Below are 14,761 nucleotides of genomic sequence, written 5' to 3' on the forward strand. Positions count from 1 at the left end.
TGACACCAAGCTGGCCTTGGACCTCAATGGCCATGCGGGCGAAGCCGCCAAGCTGCTCGGTGCCCTGGGGGGCCCGGCCCTGCTCACCAACAAGGGAGTCGTCGGCGAGGTGATCCGGCTGCTGGATGCGGGGGCCACCAGCCAGACCATTGCGGGGCTGGGGCTGCAACTTCTGGGGGTGAATACGCCCACGCAGATTGCGCAGACGCTGTGGACGAATGTGGTGGGCCGTGCGGGTACGGATGGGGAGCTCAAGCTGCTTACCGACATCATGGCGGGCGGGGTGTCGGGCAGTGAGCTGACGGTGATGGCGGCGAATCTGGAGATGAATGCCGTGCGGATTGATCTGGTGGGGCTCACTGCCAAGGGCATCGAGTTCGCCTGACCGCGAGGGGATCGAGTTCGCGTGATGGCGGGGGCCTCAGGTTTCACCTGAGGTCTGCCCTGCCCCCGGCAAGCGCAACGCCGTGCCGGGCCGCAGCTTCCACGGCTGCGCCCTCCATGGGCGCAGACGGCGCCTGCCTGCACAGGCAAAAACCAGCCCCAGGCCCGGCCGGCCCCCTACCTCGGTAGGGTTTACCACTTGGTAAGGCCCCGCTACAAACCGTGTCATGTGTTGCCAATCATTGGCGACGCTGTCGGCAAGCCTGGCACCGCATCGCCAGGCTTGGCGCCTTGAACACACACGTGAAAAGAACGAAACGGCGCCCGCCGGCACTTGCGCGGGTGTGCTGCGTTTTTTGGGCCTCTGGAAATCTGTGCACAAGTACCACTTCATCACCGGCCTGCCACGCGCGGGCTCCACCCTGCTGTCGGCCCTGCTGCTGCAGAACCCGCGCTTTCACGCGGGCATGACCAGCCCCGTAGGCGGCCTGGTCTCGGCCAACCTGCGGTTGATGAGCGCGGGAGGTGAGCTGTCGCTGCTGATCGACGCGCCCATGCGCAAGAAGATCCTGCGCGGGCTGTTCGACGCCTTCTATGGCGACGTTGGCCGGGAAGTCATCTTCGACACCAATCGCCTGTGGTGCGCCAAGATGCCCATGGTGGCCGACATGTTTCCACAGGCGAGGATGATCGCCTGCGTGCGCGACATCCCCTGGATCATGGACAGCATCGAGAACCAGCTGCACAAGAACCCGTTCGAGAACACCAAGCTGTTTTCCAGCGAGGCAGAGCGCCTGACCATCTACAGCCGCATGGCCGCACTGGCACGGCACGACCGGTTGATCGGCTTTCCCTGGGCCGCGCTCAAGGAGGCCTACTACGGCCCCCACGCCGGCAAGCTGCTGCTGGTGGACTACGACCTGCTGGTGCGCGCGCCGCACAAGGTGCTGCAGCTCGTCTACCGCTTCATCGGCGAGCCCTGGTTCGACGGCCATGACATCGACAACGTCGAATACGACGCGCCGCAGTTCGACGCCGCCCTGGGCATGGCCGGCATGCACCAGGTGCACCGCAAGGTGGCCCCGCGCGACCGCCAGACCATCCTGCCGCCCGACATCTTCGAGAAGTACCAGGACATGGCCTTCTGGCGCACGGACACGCGCAGCACGGCAAGCGTCATCAAACCCACCGCGAACTGATCCAGGAAAGCCCCCATGGCACTTGCTTACACCTCCGGCCAAAGCCTCTGGTCCTACTCCAACACCAGCGACAACTCCAACGCCACCACGGCCCGGTTCTCCGACCTCGATGGCGATGGCGACCTGGACATCTTCATCGGCGTGGAGAAGGCGGCAGGCAACCAGCCAAGCCAGGTCTGGAAGAACGATGGTGCCGGCAATTTCAGCCTGCACCAGAGCCTGCCGGCGGCACGCATCGTCCAGTCCTGGCTGGTCAACCTTGATGCCGACCCCGAGCTGGAGCTGGTCACCCGCTCCTACCAGTCGCCGCTGCAGATCTGGCAGAACAACGGCACCGGCACCTTCACGGCGGGCGGCACCATCGGCGGCAGTGTGCAGACCGCCGAGATCGCCGACCTCGACGGCGATGGCGACCTGGATGCCTTCGTCGGCCTCTTCCAGGGCAACTACGCGGTCTACAAGAACAATGGCTCCGGCGCATTCACGCTGTCGTCCAGCCCGGCCAAGGTCTCGGACCCCCAGGCTGCGACGCTGGTGGACCTGGACAGGGACGGGGACAAGGACGCCGTGCTCGTCGAAGAAAACGCCGTGCGCATTCTGACCAACGATGGCAGCGGCGGCTTCACCCAGCACAGCAGCTTTGGCGACGCCTTTGGCGGCGCGGCCCTGTCTGCGGACCTGACCGGCGATGGCCACGCCGACGCCTTGGTGAGCGGGGTGAACGGCGTTGCCGCCAACCTCATCCTGTTCCAGAACAATGGCAGCGGCGCGCTGGGAACCCAGTTGCAGGCCTTCACCCGGGCCGAGGCGCCGAGCGCCTTTGCCGACGTGGATGGCGATGGCGACCTCGATGGCCTGGGCCAGAAGATCATGCTCAACAACGGGGCCGGCGCGTTCACCGACTCCGGGGTGGTGCTGCAGGACCCGGCCTTCATGTACCAGGGCACGCCGGTGACCGGCCAGGCCCTGGCGGCCGGCGACGTGGACGGTGACGGCGACATCGACATGGCAGTGGCCTTCTATGCCGGCGACTGGACGGTGCCCATCTACGCGGGCGCCGTCAAGCTGCTGCTGAACAATGCCGTGCCGGCCACCAACACCGATGGCACCCTCACTGCGGGCACGGGGGTGAGCGAGCCCGTGGGCCTGCCCAGCACGGCAGACACGGCGGCAGAAGCGGTCGATGTGTTCGACTTCCGACTCACCGACGGGGGCGGCAGCGACGGCCTGGCACTGGGGGTGTCGCAGCTCAAGGTACATACCTCGGGCAGCGGCGATTTCAGCAAGGTGACCTGGCGCCTGAGCGGCCCCGACGCCACCAACGTGGTGGGCACCTACAACGCCGGCACCAGCGAGATCACCTTCGCGGGGCTGTCCATTTCGGTGGCCAGCGGTGGCAACGAGACCTACAAGGTCAGCGGCTTCTACAACGACCGCACGGGGCTCGCCAACGGGCAGTCGTACGTCCTGTCCATCGATGGCGACACCGACCTCACGCTCGCCGCAGGCGGCACGCGCATGGCCAGTGGGCAGGCGCCGGTGACCAACGGCGCGGGCAGCACCGTCAGCGTGGTCAACGAGGCGCCCACCAACATCGCGCTCTCGGCTGCCAGCGTGGCAGAGAACACCTCCACCGCCACGCCGCTGAGCATTGGCGCACTCACCACCACTGACGTGAATGCGGGCGACAGCTTCACCTACAGCATCGTGGGCGGCGCGGACGCGGGCGACTTCGCCATCAGCGGCAGCGACCTGCAGTTCAAGGCCGGCACCGTGCTGGACTACGAGGCCAAGACCAGCTACGCCGTCACCGTGCGCAGCACCGACAGCGGCGGCCTGTTCACCGACAAGGCGTTCACCGTCGCGGTGAACAACGTCAACGAGACCCCCACGGTGGCCACCCCCCTGGCCGACCAGGCGGCCACCGCCACGCAGGGCTTCACCTTCACCTTCGCATCCAATGCCTTCCAGGACCCAGATGCCGCCACCACGCTGACCTACACGGCCACGCTGGACGGCGGTGGCGCCCTGCCCGGCTGGCTCAGCTTCACCCCCGGCACCCGCAGCTTCAGCGGCACCCCGGCTGTGGGCGATGCGGGCACGCTGCAGGTCAAGGTCACGGCCAGCGATGGCAGCCTCTCCGCCAGCGACACCTTTGCCCTGGTGGTCACCGCCGCGCCCTCGGTCAGCAGCATCGTGCGCACGGGCGGCTCGGTGCTGACCAATGCCCCCAGCGTGGACTACACCGTCACCTTCAGCCAATCGGTGAGCGGCGTGGACATCGGCGACTTCACCGCGACAGGCGTTGGCGCAACCGGCAGCGTGACCGGCATCAGCGGCGCGGGCAGCACCTACACGGTGACGGTCGGCAGCGTGAGCGGCGACGGCACCCTGCGCCTGGACCTCAACGCCAGCGGCACGGGCATAGAGAACGGCCTGGGCATGGCCATCACGGGCGGCTACACCGCAGGCGAGGCCTACACCATCGACACCGTCGCCCCCGCAGCCTCGTCCCCACCCGACCTGGATGCCGCCAGCGATACCGGTGCTTCCAGCACCGACAACACCACCAGCGCCACCCTGCCCACCTTCTCGGGCACGGCCGGGCTGAACGCGGGCGTGACCCTGTATGACACCGATGGCACGACGGTGCTGGGCAGCACCACGGCCGATGGCGCGGGCCACTGGTCCATCACCAGCACCGCCCTGGCTGCAGGCACCCATACCCTGAACACCAAGGCATCGGATGCGGCGGGCAACTTCAGCACGGCATCGCTCGGCCTCTCGGTGACCATCGATCCCAACGCCCCGGTGTTCACCTCGGCCACGGTCAACGGCAGTGCGCTGGTGCTGACGTATACCGATGCGGGCGCGCTCGATGCGGTCAATGCTGCTGCGCCCGGAGCCTTTGCCGTGTTGGTGGGGGCGGTCCCGAACGTGGTCACGGCGGTGGCCGTGAATGCGGCATCCCGAACGGTCACGCTGAACCTGGCCACGCCGGTGGCCAACGGCCAGGTGGTGACCGTGGCCTACACCGACCCCAGCGGGGCCGATGACGCCAACGCCCTGCAGGACGCAGCCGGCAACGATGCCGCCACACTGGTGGCCACGGCGGTGACCAACAACACCCCGGCCGACAGTGGCGGCACGCCGCCCCCCACCCCCATCGACGGCGTGCCCGTCACCACCGAACCGGGCCCCGGCGGCTCCACCATCATCACCATCCCGGTGGTCACCCCTACCCGGCCCGATACCCCGGGCACGCCCAGCCCGCTGGCCGACATACCCATCGTCACCGCGCCGGACGGCCGCCCCATCCTGCAGGTCGGCGTCCCGCCCGGTGTGGGCCTGCAGGCCGAGGGGCTTTCCTCCCGCACCAGCGGTGCCGCAGCGCTGGCCGAGCTGGGTTTTCGCATCGAGCGCATTGCCGGCAACAACCCCGAGCTGACCAATGCCGGCCAGGTGTTCTATGCCACGCTGGCGCCCAATGAGCCCCTGTCGGTGCAGATCCTCAAGCCCACGGCGGGCGAGGGGTTCAACCCCAACGTGCCGCTGGTGATCACGGGCAGCGCCAACCCGGCCGATGGCAAGCAGGCCATCATTCTGGATGCCCGCGCCCTGCCCTCGGGCACGGTGATCCAGGTGGACAACGTGGAGTTCCTGGCGGTCGTGGGGGCCGTGCGCATCATCGGCGGCGCTGGCCAGAACGCGGCCAGCGGCGACAGCGCGGGCCAGTGGATCGTGCTGGGCCCGGACGACGACACCATCCACGGCGGCGGCGGCAACGACACCGTGGGCAGCGAGGGTGGTGATGACCAGGTCTTTGGCGATGCAGGGGACGACATCGTCTTCGGCGGCGCCGGCAATGACCTGCTCTCGGGCGGCACCGGCAGCGACAAGCTCAATGGCGGCACGGGCTTCGATGTGGCCGTGCAGGAAGGCGCACGCACCGACTACACCGTCACCCTGGATGGGGCCGGCATCAAGCTGACCCATACCGCCAGTGGCATCTCCGACTGGCTGGTGGATGTGGAGCAAGTGCGGTTTGCGACGGGGCCCAGCCTCACAGTGGCACACAGCGCTGCCGAAGAGGCCGCCGCCTACCTGGTGCAGAAGTTCCTGGGCCGCCACCTCACACAGGGCGAGGGAGCGGTCATCCAGCCCCTGGCAGGCACCAGCGGCCTGGAAGTGGCGCGCCTGTTCGGCCAGTTGTTCCCCGAGCAGACCGCAGGCAAGACACCGGCGCAGTTGCTGGAGGGCATGGCCGGTGCAGGAGCCATCCGCGCAGACGCCGTGCGCGACGTGATAGTGAACGGCGACGCCGGCAACAACAGCATCACCCCCACGCTGGGCCTGGCCCGGTATGTGGATGGCGGTGCAGGCATCGACACCGTGGTCATCCCCGCCACCTTGGCGCAGACGCACATCCAGTCGACCAGCGGCAACGCCACGCTGCAGCGCCTGACCGATGGGGCCATGCTGGATATGACGCGGGTGGAGCGCGTCGGCTTCAGCGACACCAAGCTGGCGCTGGACCTCTCTGGCAACGCTGGCCAGGCGGCCAAGCTGCTCGGTGCCCTGGGCGGCCCGGCCCTGCTGGCCAACAAGGGTGTGGTGGGCGAGGTGATCCGCCTGCTCGATGCCGGGGCCAGCAGCCAGACCATCGCAGGCCTGGGGCTGCAACTGCTGGGGGCGAGCACGCCCACGCAGATCGCGCAGACGCTGTGGACCAACGTGGTGGGCCGTGCAGGCACGGACAGCGAGCTCAAGCTGCTTACCGACATCATGGCCGGCGGGGTGTCGGCCAGTGAGCTGACGGTGATGGCGGCCAATCTGGAGCTGAACGCCGTGCGGATTGATCTGGTGGGCCTCACGGCCAGGGGAATCGAGTTCGCCTGAAGCCCCCCCCCGCCAAGGCGCCCCAAAACCATAAACACATCGCCCTGCCGCTTGCTTTCTGGTAGAAAGAACGGTCGCGGCCGATCACACCCAGGGCTTCTCCAGCCCATGCCGTTGTGCCGCACGCCCCAAGCCGAACGCCCGCGTGGGTATCCGGTCCCCCATGGAGCTCAGATGCCGCAGGCATGCGGTCTCCTGGCCGCCAGAACGAGGATGCAATCAGCATGGCCTACCCTATCGATCTTGCCCACCCCACATACGCTCACAGCCCCGTGCAGGTGGTCTTCCTCTTCAACGACCTGCACGATGGGGCGGCGCTGGCGACAGCGGCCCCGCAGGGCGCCGAGGTCGTGTTGCTCGATGGCATGCGTGACGGTCTGGCGCAGATGGCCGCGCACCTGCAGGGGCGCAGCGGCATCGGCGCTGTGCACGTACTCTCCCACGGCAGCCATGGCCGTCTGCACTGGGGTACCACGGTGCTGGATGCCGCCAGCGCCCCCGGGCATGCCGACCAGCTGCGTGCCATCGGCAGCGCGCTTGCCGACGATGGCGACGTGCTGCTCTACGGCTGCCACTCCGGCGCGGGCCGGCAAGGGGCCGAATTGCTGCGCATGCTGTCCGACCTGTTCGGGGCCAACGTGGCGGCGTCCACCAACCTCACCGGATCGCCGCAGCTGGGCGGCGACTGGGTGCTCGGGCGGCAGCACGGCACGGTGCACACCCCTGTGCTGGTGGGCCCAGCCAACTATGCCGCAGTGCTGGCCGTGCCCGCCGACGAAAACTACGACTCCAATGACGTCACCAACTTCTCCACGGCCAGCTTCACGCTGGATGGGATCAAGTACACGATCACGGGCACCGGCAGCTACACCAACCGGGTTTCCAACGACAGCAGCCTGTCGGGGCTTGGCAACGACGCGGGTGACTACTTTCTGCGCTTCGACCGGACCAACGTCTCGGGCATTTCCAGCATCAAGGTCGAGGCTGCCGACGGCAGCGCCTTCCGGCTCAATGGCCTGAGTTTCGGTGCAGCGGCAGATGGCAACATCACCGTCACCCCCGACGGGGGGTCGGCCCTGACCTACGCCAGCAGCGGCGCGACCATCCTGCAGCAGAACATCAATACCTCGGCCTATGCCCACTTCCAGAACATCACCGGTTTCACCTTCGCGGGAACGAACCTCTCCCTGGCCCTTGATGACCTGGATTTCGAGCCGGCAGTCGTATCGCTCGCCGCCATCACCGGCGCCACCTACAACGCATCGACCGGGATCCTGTCCGTGACCGGCACCAACCTCACCGGCGGCGGCAATGTCGATGTCGGCAAGCTCGCCCTCGCCGGCCAGGGCGGCGCCAGCTACACGCTGACCAGCAGCAACGTCAACGCCAGCAGCGCCACCGCCTTCTCGGTCACCCTCAACGCGGTGGACATGCTCAACGTCCACGGCCTGCTCAACAGCAACGGCGTCGCGGCGGTGGACGCCAACGCCTTCAACCTGGCGGCAGCGGCGGGCTGGCAGTCGGCGGCCGCCGCCGATGCCACCGGCAACGCCGTCGTCGTCTCCGGCGTGTCCGCCCCCACCATCACCAGCGCCACCTACAACACCAGCTCCCATGTCCTCACGGTCACGGGCACCAACCTGGTCAAGACCGACGGGGCCACCAACGATGTCACGGTCAACAAGCTGACCCTCACCGGCGAAGGCGGCGCCACCCGCGTGCTGTTCACCTCGGCCAACGTCGAGGTCACGTCGGCCACCAGCTTTGCCGTGACCCTCTCGGGCGCCGACATCGCAGCAGTGGAGGCGCTGCTCAACAAGGGCGGAAGCAGCTCCACGGGCGGCACCCCCTACAACCTGGCCGCAGCCGACGACTGGAACAGCGTGGTCACGGGCGGCAACATCGCCGACCTCACGGGCAATGCCATCACGGTATCCATCCCGGGGCCGGCGCCAACCATCACCAGCGCCACCTACAACGCCACCAGCGGCGCCCTGGTGGTCACCGGCACCGGCTTCACCGCCCTGGCGGGGGCCGCCAACGACATCGTCGCCAACAAGTTCACCTTCACCGGCGAGGGCGACGCGGCGTACGCGCTGACCACCACCGCCAACGTGGAGATCACCAGCGCCACCGCCTTCACGCTGACGCTCAGCACGGCCGACCGCGCGGCCTTGAATCTGCTGGTCAATAAGAACGGCACCGGCTCCACCAGTGGCACCACCTACAACCTGGCCGCCGGCGAGGACTGGGCCGCCGGGGCCGATGCCGCCTCGGTGGTGGCCGACCTCACGGGCAATGCCATCACCGTGAGCAACGTCGCCGTACCCACCGTCACCAGCGCCACCTACGACGTGGGCACCGGGGTGCTGGTGGTCACGGGCACCAACCTGCTGGGCAAGGCCGGCACCGCCAACGACATCGTGGCCAACAAGCTCACCTTCACCGGCAAGGGCGGCGGCACCTATGTGCTGACCGACACCGCCAACGTGGACACCACCAGCGCCACCACCTTCAGCCTGGCGCTGAGCGCCTCCGACAAGGCCTTCGTGAACCAGTTGCTGGACAAGACCGGCACCAGCGCCACCGACCGAACCACCTACAACATCGCCTTTGCCGAAGACTGGAACGCCGGTGCCGATGCGAGCGTGGTGATCGCCGACCTCACCGGCAACGCGATCACCGTCGGGGGCACGCCTGCGCCATCGAACAACGTGGATGGAACGCCCGTCATCATCACCAAGGCGCCCGACGGCACCACCACCACCACGGTGCCCGTGGTCGCCAGCAACCGCCCCGACACACCCGGCTCGGGCAGCCCGCTGGCCGACATCCCCATCGTCAAGGCCGCCGATGGCCGCGCCCTCGTGTCCGTCAGCATCCCCGTGGGCGTGGGCCTCACGGCCGTGGGGCAGTCCGTCGGCACCACGGGCTCGGCCGCACAGGCCGAGCTCTTGAAGCGCATCGATTCCGCGGCGGGCAGCAACTCTGATCTGGCCCCCCAGGCACAGGACTTCCTGGCCACCCTGGGCGCCAGCGAATCACTGGTGGTGCAGACCATCAAACCCACCACCGGCGCAGGCTTCAACCCCAATGTGCCCCTGGTGATCAACGGCGGCGCTGCGGCCGGTGACGGCAAGCAGGCCATCATCATCGACGCCAGCGCCCTGCCCGCGGGCACCGTGATCCAGGTGGACAACGTGGAGTTCGTGGCCATCGTGGGTGCCGTGCGCACCATCGGCGGCGCCGGCCAAAACATGGCCGTCGGCGATGGCGCAGCGCAGTGGATGGTGCTCGGCCCGGGCAACGACACCCTCCACGGCGGCGCCGGCAACGACACTGTGGGCAGCGAGGCCGGGGACGACCAGGTCTACGGCGATGCGGGCGACGACATCGTGTTCGGCGGTGCGGGCAACGACCTGCTCTCGGGTGGCACGGGCAGCGACAAACTCAACGGCGGCACGGGCTTTGATGTGGCTGTGCAGGAAGGCTCGCGTGCGGATTACACGGTGGTGCTCGAAGCCAATGGCATCAAGCTGACCCATACCGCCTCGGGTGTCTCCGACTGGCTGGTGGATGTGGAGCAAGTGCGCTTTGCGACGGGTCCGAGCCTCACCGTGGCGCACAGCGCCGCCGAGGAGGCTGCCGCCTTCCTGTTCCAGAAGTGGCTGGGGCGCGATCTCGCGCAGGGCGAGGGTGCCGTCATCCAAGCCCTCACCAGCACGTCGGCGCTGGAGGTGGCCACCTTGTTTGCCCAGTTCTTCCCGCAGCAAAGCGCGGGCAAGACGCCAGCGCAGTTGCTCGACGGCATGAACACCGCAGGCGCAGTGCGCGTGGATGCCATCCGCGAGGTCACCGTCACAGGCAATGCGGGCAACAACACCATCAGCCCCACATTGGGCCTGGCCCGGTATGTGGATGGCGGTGCAGGCACCGACACGGTGGTGATCCCTGCCACGCTGGGCCAGACCCATGTGCAGGCCAATGGCAATGGCAACTACACGCTGCAGCGCCTGACCGATGGGGCCATGCTCGATGTGACGCGGGTGGAGCGCGTCACGTTCAGCGACACCAAGCTGGCGCTCGACCTCACCGGCAACGCCGGCCAGGCCGCCAAGCTGCTCGGCGCCCTGGGCGGCCCGGCCCTGCTGGCCAACAAGGGCGTGGCGGGCGAGGTGATCCGCCTGCTCGATGCTGGCGCCACCAGCCAGACCATCGCAGGCATCGGGCTGCAGGCCCTGGGCGTGCAAACGCCCAACCAGGTCGCGCAGCTCTTGTGGACCAACGTGGTGGGCCGCGCGGGCACGCAGGCCGAGCTCAAGCTGATCACGGACCTGATGGCCAGCGGGGTCTCGTTCAATGAGGTGGTGGTGATGGCGGCCAACCTGGATGCCACGGCTGTGCGCATCGACCTGGTGGGCCTCACGAACAAGGGGCTTGAATTCGCCTGATGGTTGTTCTCCAGCGCGGCGGTCCGCCCCATCCTCTGCGGGGTGCGGCTGCCCGCGTGCGCTAGGAGGCTGTCGGACTTGGAGCGTCGAAAGCGAAAGTCGGCCCCAGCGAGGACAGTTTTTGCCGGATTTGCAGCCCCATAGCCAGGCTGTGGGGCAAAAAGACGGTGAAAAATGGACCGCTGCGGCCGATTTGCAGCCGACGATTTCCAAGTCCGACAGCCTCCTAGTCCACTGAAACCGATAAATCGGCTGTGCGCCGGGGTGGCAGCGGGATGCAGCGCGAGGCGCGGGCTGCGGCCAAGGCTGGCCAGGCCGTCGGCCTGAAAGAACGCGCCGCTGCGGTCCACGATGAGCAGCGTGGCCCCCAACTCAAGGGGCCAACGTCAACACCTTCAGCTACACCATCGACCACGGCGACGCAGCCGCCATTGCGGGCGCCGTGCTCACCATCGCAGAGCACCACCCCGGCCACACCATCTGGGCCGAAGGCACGGCTGTCTTCGACTGACACCGGGGCCGAGGGCAAGGAACCTATGCACGCAGGCACATACGCTTCGACAAGCGTTCCCGTGACGAAGATCACCACCGCCCGCATTTTGCAAGGCGCGTCCTCTGGATTACAGACAGCGGTCGATGTAACATGTGGTTTCATATCACCAGCCCCGGTACGGTCGGCGAAATCTTCACCCCCAATGGCCACCCGCGTGACTACGCTGCACACCCACTACGACAACCTGAAGGTGGCGCGCGATGCGTCGCCGGCGGCGATCGATGCTGCCTACCAGGCCATGGTGCGCAGGTTTGGCCCCGGGCACCACGCGGGCGACCCCCAGGCCGCGCGCAAGATGGCCATCATCGATACCTCGTACGCCGTGCTCTCCAACCCCCACCAGCGCGCGCTGCACGACCTGTGGGTGGACCAGAACGACGAGGTGGATACACTGCCCCCCTCCATCCAGCCCCTGTGGATGCACAGCGAGGCGCCACGCTACAGCCACGCCACGGCGCATGGGCTGCAATCCGGCAGCGGCATCAACGGGGGCGGCAACCGCCATCGCCGCCGCCGCAACCGGGCGCATGCGCCCGCCACCAGCGCCCTGGCGCAGCACCTGCAGCACAACTGGAGCCTGTACGCCCTGGGCGCCGTGGTGGCCTGCCTGGCCCTGGTTACCCTGGTACCCCGGCCCTTTCTGGGCGATGACAACGACATTGGCGCCGCGGCATCCGGGCCGCTGCGCGGGTTCGCGGTGCCCGTGTTCTTTGCGCCCCGGTACCAGCGCCCCGCCACCGACCCCAATGGCCAGCCCTGGCCCCCCAGTGCCGGCTACCTCGCCAGCTACCCGCAGTTGAACACCGATGGGGCGTCACGCCTGACCGTGGACAACAGCCACAACGATTGCGACATGTTCGTCAAACTGGTGTCGCTGGACGGCATGCAGCCGCAGGCCGTGCGCCATCTGTACGTGCCCGCCTTCCGCCGCTTCGCCGTGGAGCAGCTCAGCGCCGGCCGCTACGAAGTGCGCTACCGCAACCTGGCCACCGGCGCCCTCGCCCGCTCAAGTGCCGTGGCCGTGCAGGAAGCCGGCGCACCAACGGATCAGCAGGGCAACGCGAGCAGCGACACCGGCCCCACCGTGTCGCTGCACAAGCAGCCCCAGGGCAACCCGCGTGAACTGCAGCTGGCAGAGGCGGATTTCTTCTGAGGGGCGGGGCAAACAGGCGCTGCGGTGGCGCGCATGCCACCGCATGCATCCTCATCGGGACGAGTTGCGCCGCCTGGCCCGGCGCGAAAACATGTTGAGCAGCTCCACCAGCGCCGAGAACGCCATTGCCGCGTAGATATAGCCCTTGGGGATGGCAGCGCCAAAGCCCTCTGCGATCAGCGTGGTGCCGATCAGCAGCAGAAAGCCCAGCGCCAGCATCACGATGGTCGGGTTGGCCTGAATGAAGTTGGCCAGCGGCGTGGCGGCGAACAGCATCACCCCCACGGTGACGAGGATCGCCACCACCATAATGGGAATGTGCTCCGTCATCCCCACTGCGGTGATGATGCTGTCGATGGAGAACACAAGGTCCAGCACCAGGATCTGCCCGATGGCGGCCGGCACTGTCAGCCCCGCGCTCTGGGGCGTGAAGACATCGGGCCCGGGGTCCGGGTCCACGCTGTGGTGGATCTCCTTGGTCGCCTTCCACACCAGGAAGAGCCCGCCTGCGATGAGGATCATGTCGCGCCAGGAGAACCCTTTGCCGAAGACGGTGAACACCGTTGCGGTCAGCCCGACGATGAACGCGATGGTCCCCAGCAGCGCCAGCCGCATCACCAATGCAGCGCCGATACCGATGTTGCGCGCCCTGGCGCGGTCCTTCTCCGGCAGCTTGTTGGTGAGGATAGAAATGAAGATCAGGTTGTCGATACCCAGCACCACCTCCATCGCAATCAGCGTGAGCAAGGCCACCCAGGCGGCGGGATCGGAAACGAGTGTTTGCAGGTAGTTCATGGCGAGCAAAGGGATTGGCGGGGTGCGCCAATCATCCATGAACTCCGGTGAAAACGCATCCGGTCCGCTGCGCGCGTCAGCACAATGGATTTCGTCCTACATGCCGGCCTGGTGCTTCTGACCTGGGCTGTCCGACTTCTTTCGTCGCCGATGGCCTACGCGGGGTGGGCGCCGGCTCGGCCACAGTGCAGTGTCTTTTCGTCCAAGGAGGTTCACCATGAAGACCAAAGTCATTGCAGCAGTCATCGCATCGGGCCTCCTGGCCTGTTCCGGCGCCCACGCCCTGACCGCCGACCAGCACAAGGCAGCCAAGGCAAAGATCGAAGCCGACTACAAATCCCAGAAGGTCCAGTGCGACACCCTCAACGCCAACGCCAAGGATGTCTGCGAAGAAGAAGCCGAGGCCCGGGAAAAGATCGCCAAGGCCGAACTGGAGCAGCAGTACAAGCCGAGCCCCGCCCATGCCCGCAAGGTGGCCGAGGCCAAGGCCGAAGGCGCGCACGATGTCGCCAAGGAAAAGTGCGACGACCAGACGGGTGATGCCAAGAACGCCTGCGAGAAACAAGCCAAGGCCGAATACGACAAGGCCAAGGCGGACATCAAGGCCACCAAGTTCTGACAATGGTAACGCCCCACAGGGCGTGACAAGCTGGGCGTGAGCCCACACGGTAGCAGTGCCACAATCGCGCCCGTGACAACCCTGCGCCGCCCTCCATCGCCGCCACCTGCCGCCCGTATACACCTGCAGTCAGTGGGTACCGGGCACCGGCAGGCATTCCTCACCGCCGTGCATGCCAGCCGCGCGCTGCACCGGCCCTGGGTATCAGCACCGGCCACGCCCGAGCAGTTCGTGGCTTATATCGAGCGCATGCAGGCACCAGGCAACTGCGGCCTGCTGGTCGTGCGGCAAGGCGCCGCTTCGCTGGAGCTGGCGGGCGTGGTCAACATCACCAACATGGTGATGGGGCCGTTCTGCAGCGGCTACCTCGGCTACTACGCCTTTGCGGGTTACGAGCGCCAGGGCCTGATGCGCGAAGGGCTCACGCTGGCCGTGCGCCATGCCTTTCGCACCCTCAAGCTGCACCGACTAGAGGCCAACATCCAGCCTGGCAACGCCGCCTCGCTGGCGCTGGTGCGATCCTGCGGGTTCACGCAGGAAGGCTACTCGCCCAAGTACCTCAAGATCGGCGGCTGCTGGCGCGACCACGAGCGCTGGGCCATCGTGGCCAGGTAGGCCGGCGTGCAAGGCCCCAGTCCGCCTGCGGTCAAAGGGGTGAAGAATTACGATGGCCGCCCCTGCCGACAGTGCGCTCAGCTTGCGCCGCCA

7 protein-coding genes and 1 pseudogene are annotated in these 14,761 nt (G+C 67.4%); 7 read left to right on the forward strand and 1 reads right to left on the reverse strand.

Features of this window, described 5'->3' with window-relative positions; translation table 11 throughout:
• The 5 genes and pseudogenes from QYL93_RS28395 to QYL93_RS28415 form a co-directional block, all read left to right on the forward strand.
• Positions 1-385, forward strand: a pseudogene (locus QYL93_RS28395) (matrixin); the annotation flags it as partial.
• 373 nt (positions 386-758) lie between these two features.
• Positions 759-1,583, forward strand: coding sequence for a sulfotransferase (locus QYL93_RS28400; protein WP_305746815.1), 825 nt, complete (start codon positions 759-761; stop codon positions 1,581-1,583).
• Positions 1,584-1,598: 15 nt separating this feature from the next.
• Positions 1,599-6,482 (forward strand): FG-GAP-like repeat-containing protein, encoded by a 4,884-nt coding sequence (locus QYL93_RS28405; RefSeq protein WP_305746816.1) that lies wholly within the window; start codon positions 1,599-1,601, stop codon positions 6,480-6,482.
• A gap of 224 nt (positions 6,483-6,706) precedes the next feature.
• Positions 6,707-10,933, forward strand: coding sequence for a DUF4347 domain-containing protein (locus tag QYL93_RS28410; protein WP_305746817.1), 4,227 nt, complete (start codon positions 6,707-6,709; stop codon positions 10,931-10,933).
• 707 nt (positions 10,934-11,640) lie between these two features.
• Positions 11,641-12,639 carry a J domain-containing protein gene (locus QYL93_RS28415; RefSeq protein WP_305746818.1) on the forward strand — a complete coding sequence of 333 codons (999 nt, stop codon included), beginning with the start codon at positions 11,641-11,643 and terminating at the stop codon, positions 12,637-12,639.
• A gap of 51 nt (positions 12,640-12,690) precedes the next feature.
• Here the strand turns inward: QYL93_RS28415 and QYL93_RS28420 are convergent, their stop codons facing one another.
• Complete coding sequence (locus QYL93_RS28420; protein WP_305746819.1) at positions 12,691-13,434, reverse strand: TerC family protein; 744 nt, start codon at positions 13,432-13,434, stop codon at positions 12,691-12,693.
• Positions 13,435-13,651: 217 nt separating this feature from the next.
• On the opposite strand from QYL93_RS28420, the gene QYL93_RS28425 reads away from it, so the two are divergent.
• Both QYL93_RS28425 and QYL93_RS28430 read left to right on the forward strand, forming a co-directional pair.
• Positions 13,652-14,053 carry a hypothetical protein gene (locus QYL93_RS28425; RefSeq protein WP_305746820.1) on the forward strand — a complete coding sequence of 134 codons (402 nt, stop codon included), beginning with the start codon at positions 13,652-13,654 and terminating at the stop codon, positions 14,051-14,053.
• Between the two features lie 72 nt (positions 14,054-14,125).
• A complete protein-coding gene (locus QYL93_RS28430) occupies positions 14,126-14,668 on the forward strand; it encodes a GNAT family N-acetyltransferase (protein ID WP_370877061.1) in 543 nt (180 codons plus the stop codon).
• Positions 14,669-14,761 lie beyond the last annotated feature (93 nt).

This window comes from Acidovorax sp. A1169 (genome assembly GCF_030704685.1).
In the GTDB taxonomy this organism is placed as follows: Bacteria; Pseudomonadota; Gammaproteobacteria; order Burkholderiales; family Burkholderiaceae_C; genus Acidovorax.

Coding starts and splice junctions, on each gene's coding strand:
- QYL93_RS28425 (WP_305746820.1), top strand. CDS start 13,652: ATGAAGACCAAAGTCATTGCAGCAGTCATCGCATCGGGCCTCCTGGCC.
- QYL93_RS28410 (WP_305746817.1), top strand. CDS start 6,707: ATGGCCTACCCTATCGATCTTGCCCACCCCACATACGCTCACAGCCCC.
- QYL93_RS28405 (WP_305746816.1), top strand. CDS start 1,599: ATGGCACTTGCTTACACCTCCGGCCAAAGCCTCTGGTCCTACTCCAAC.
- QYL93_RS28420 (WP_305746819.1), bottom strand. CDS start 13,434: ATGAACTACCTGCAAACACTCGTTTCCGATCCCGCCGCCTGGGTGGCC.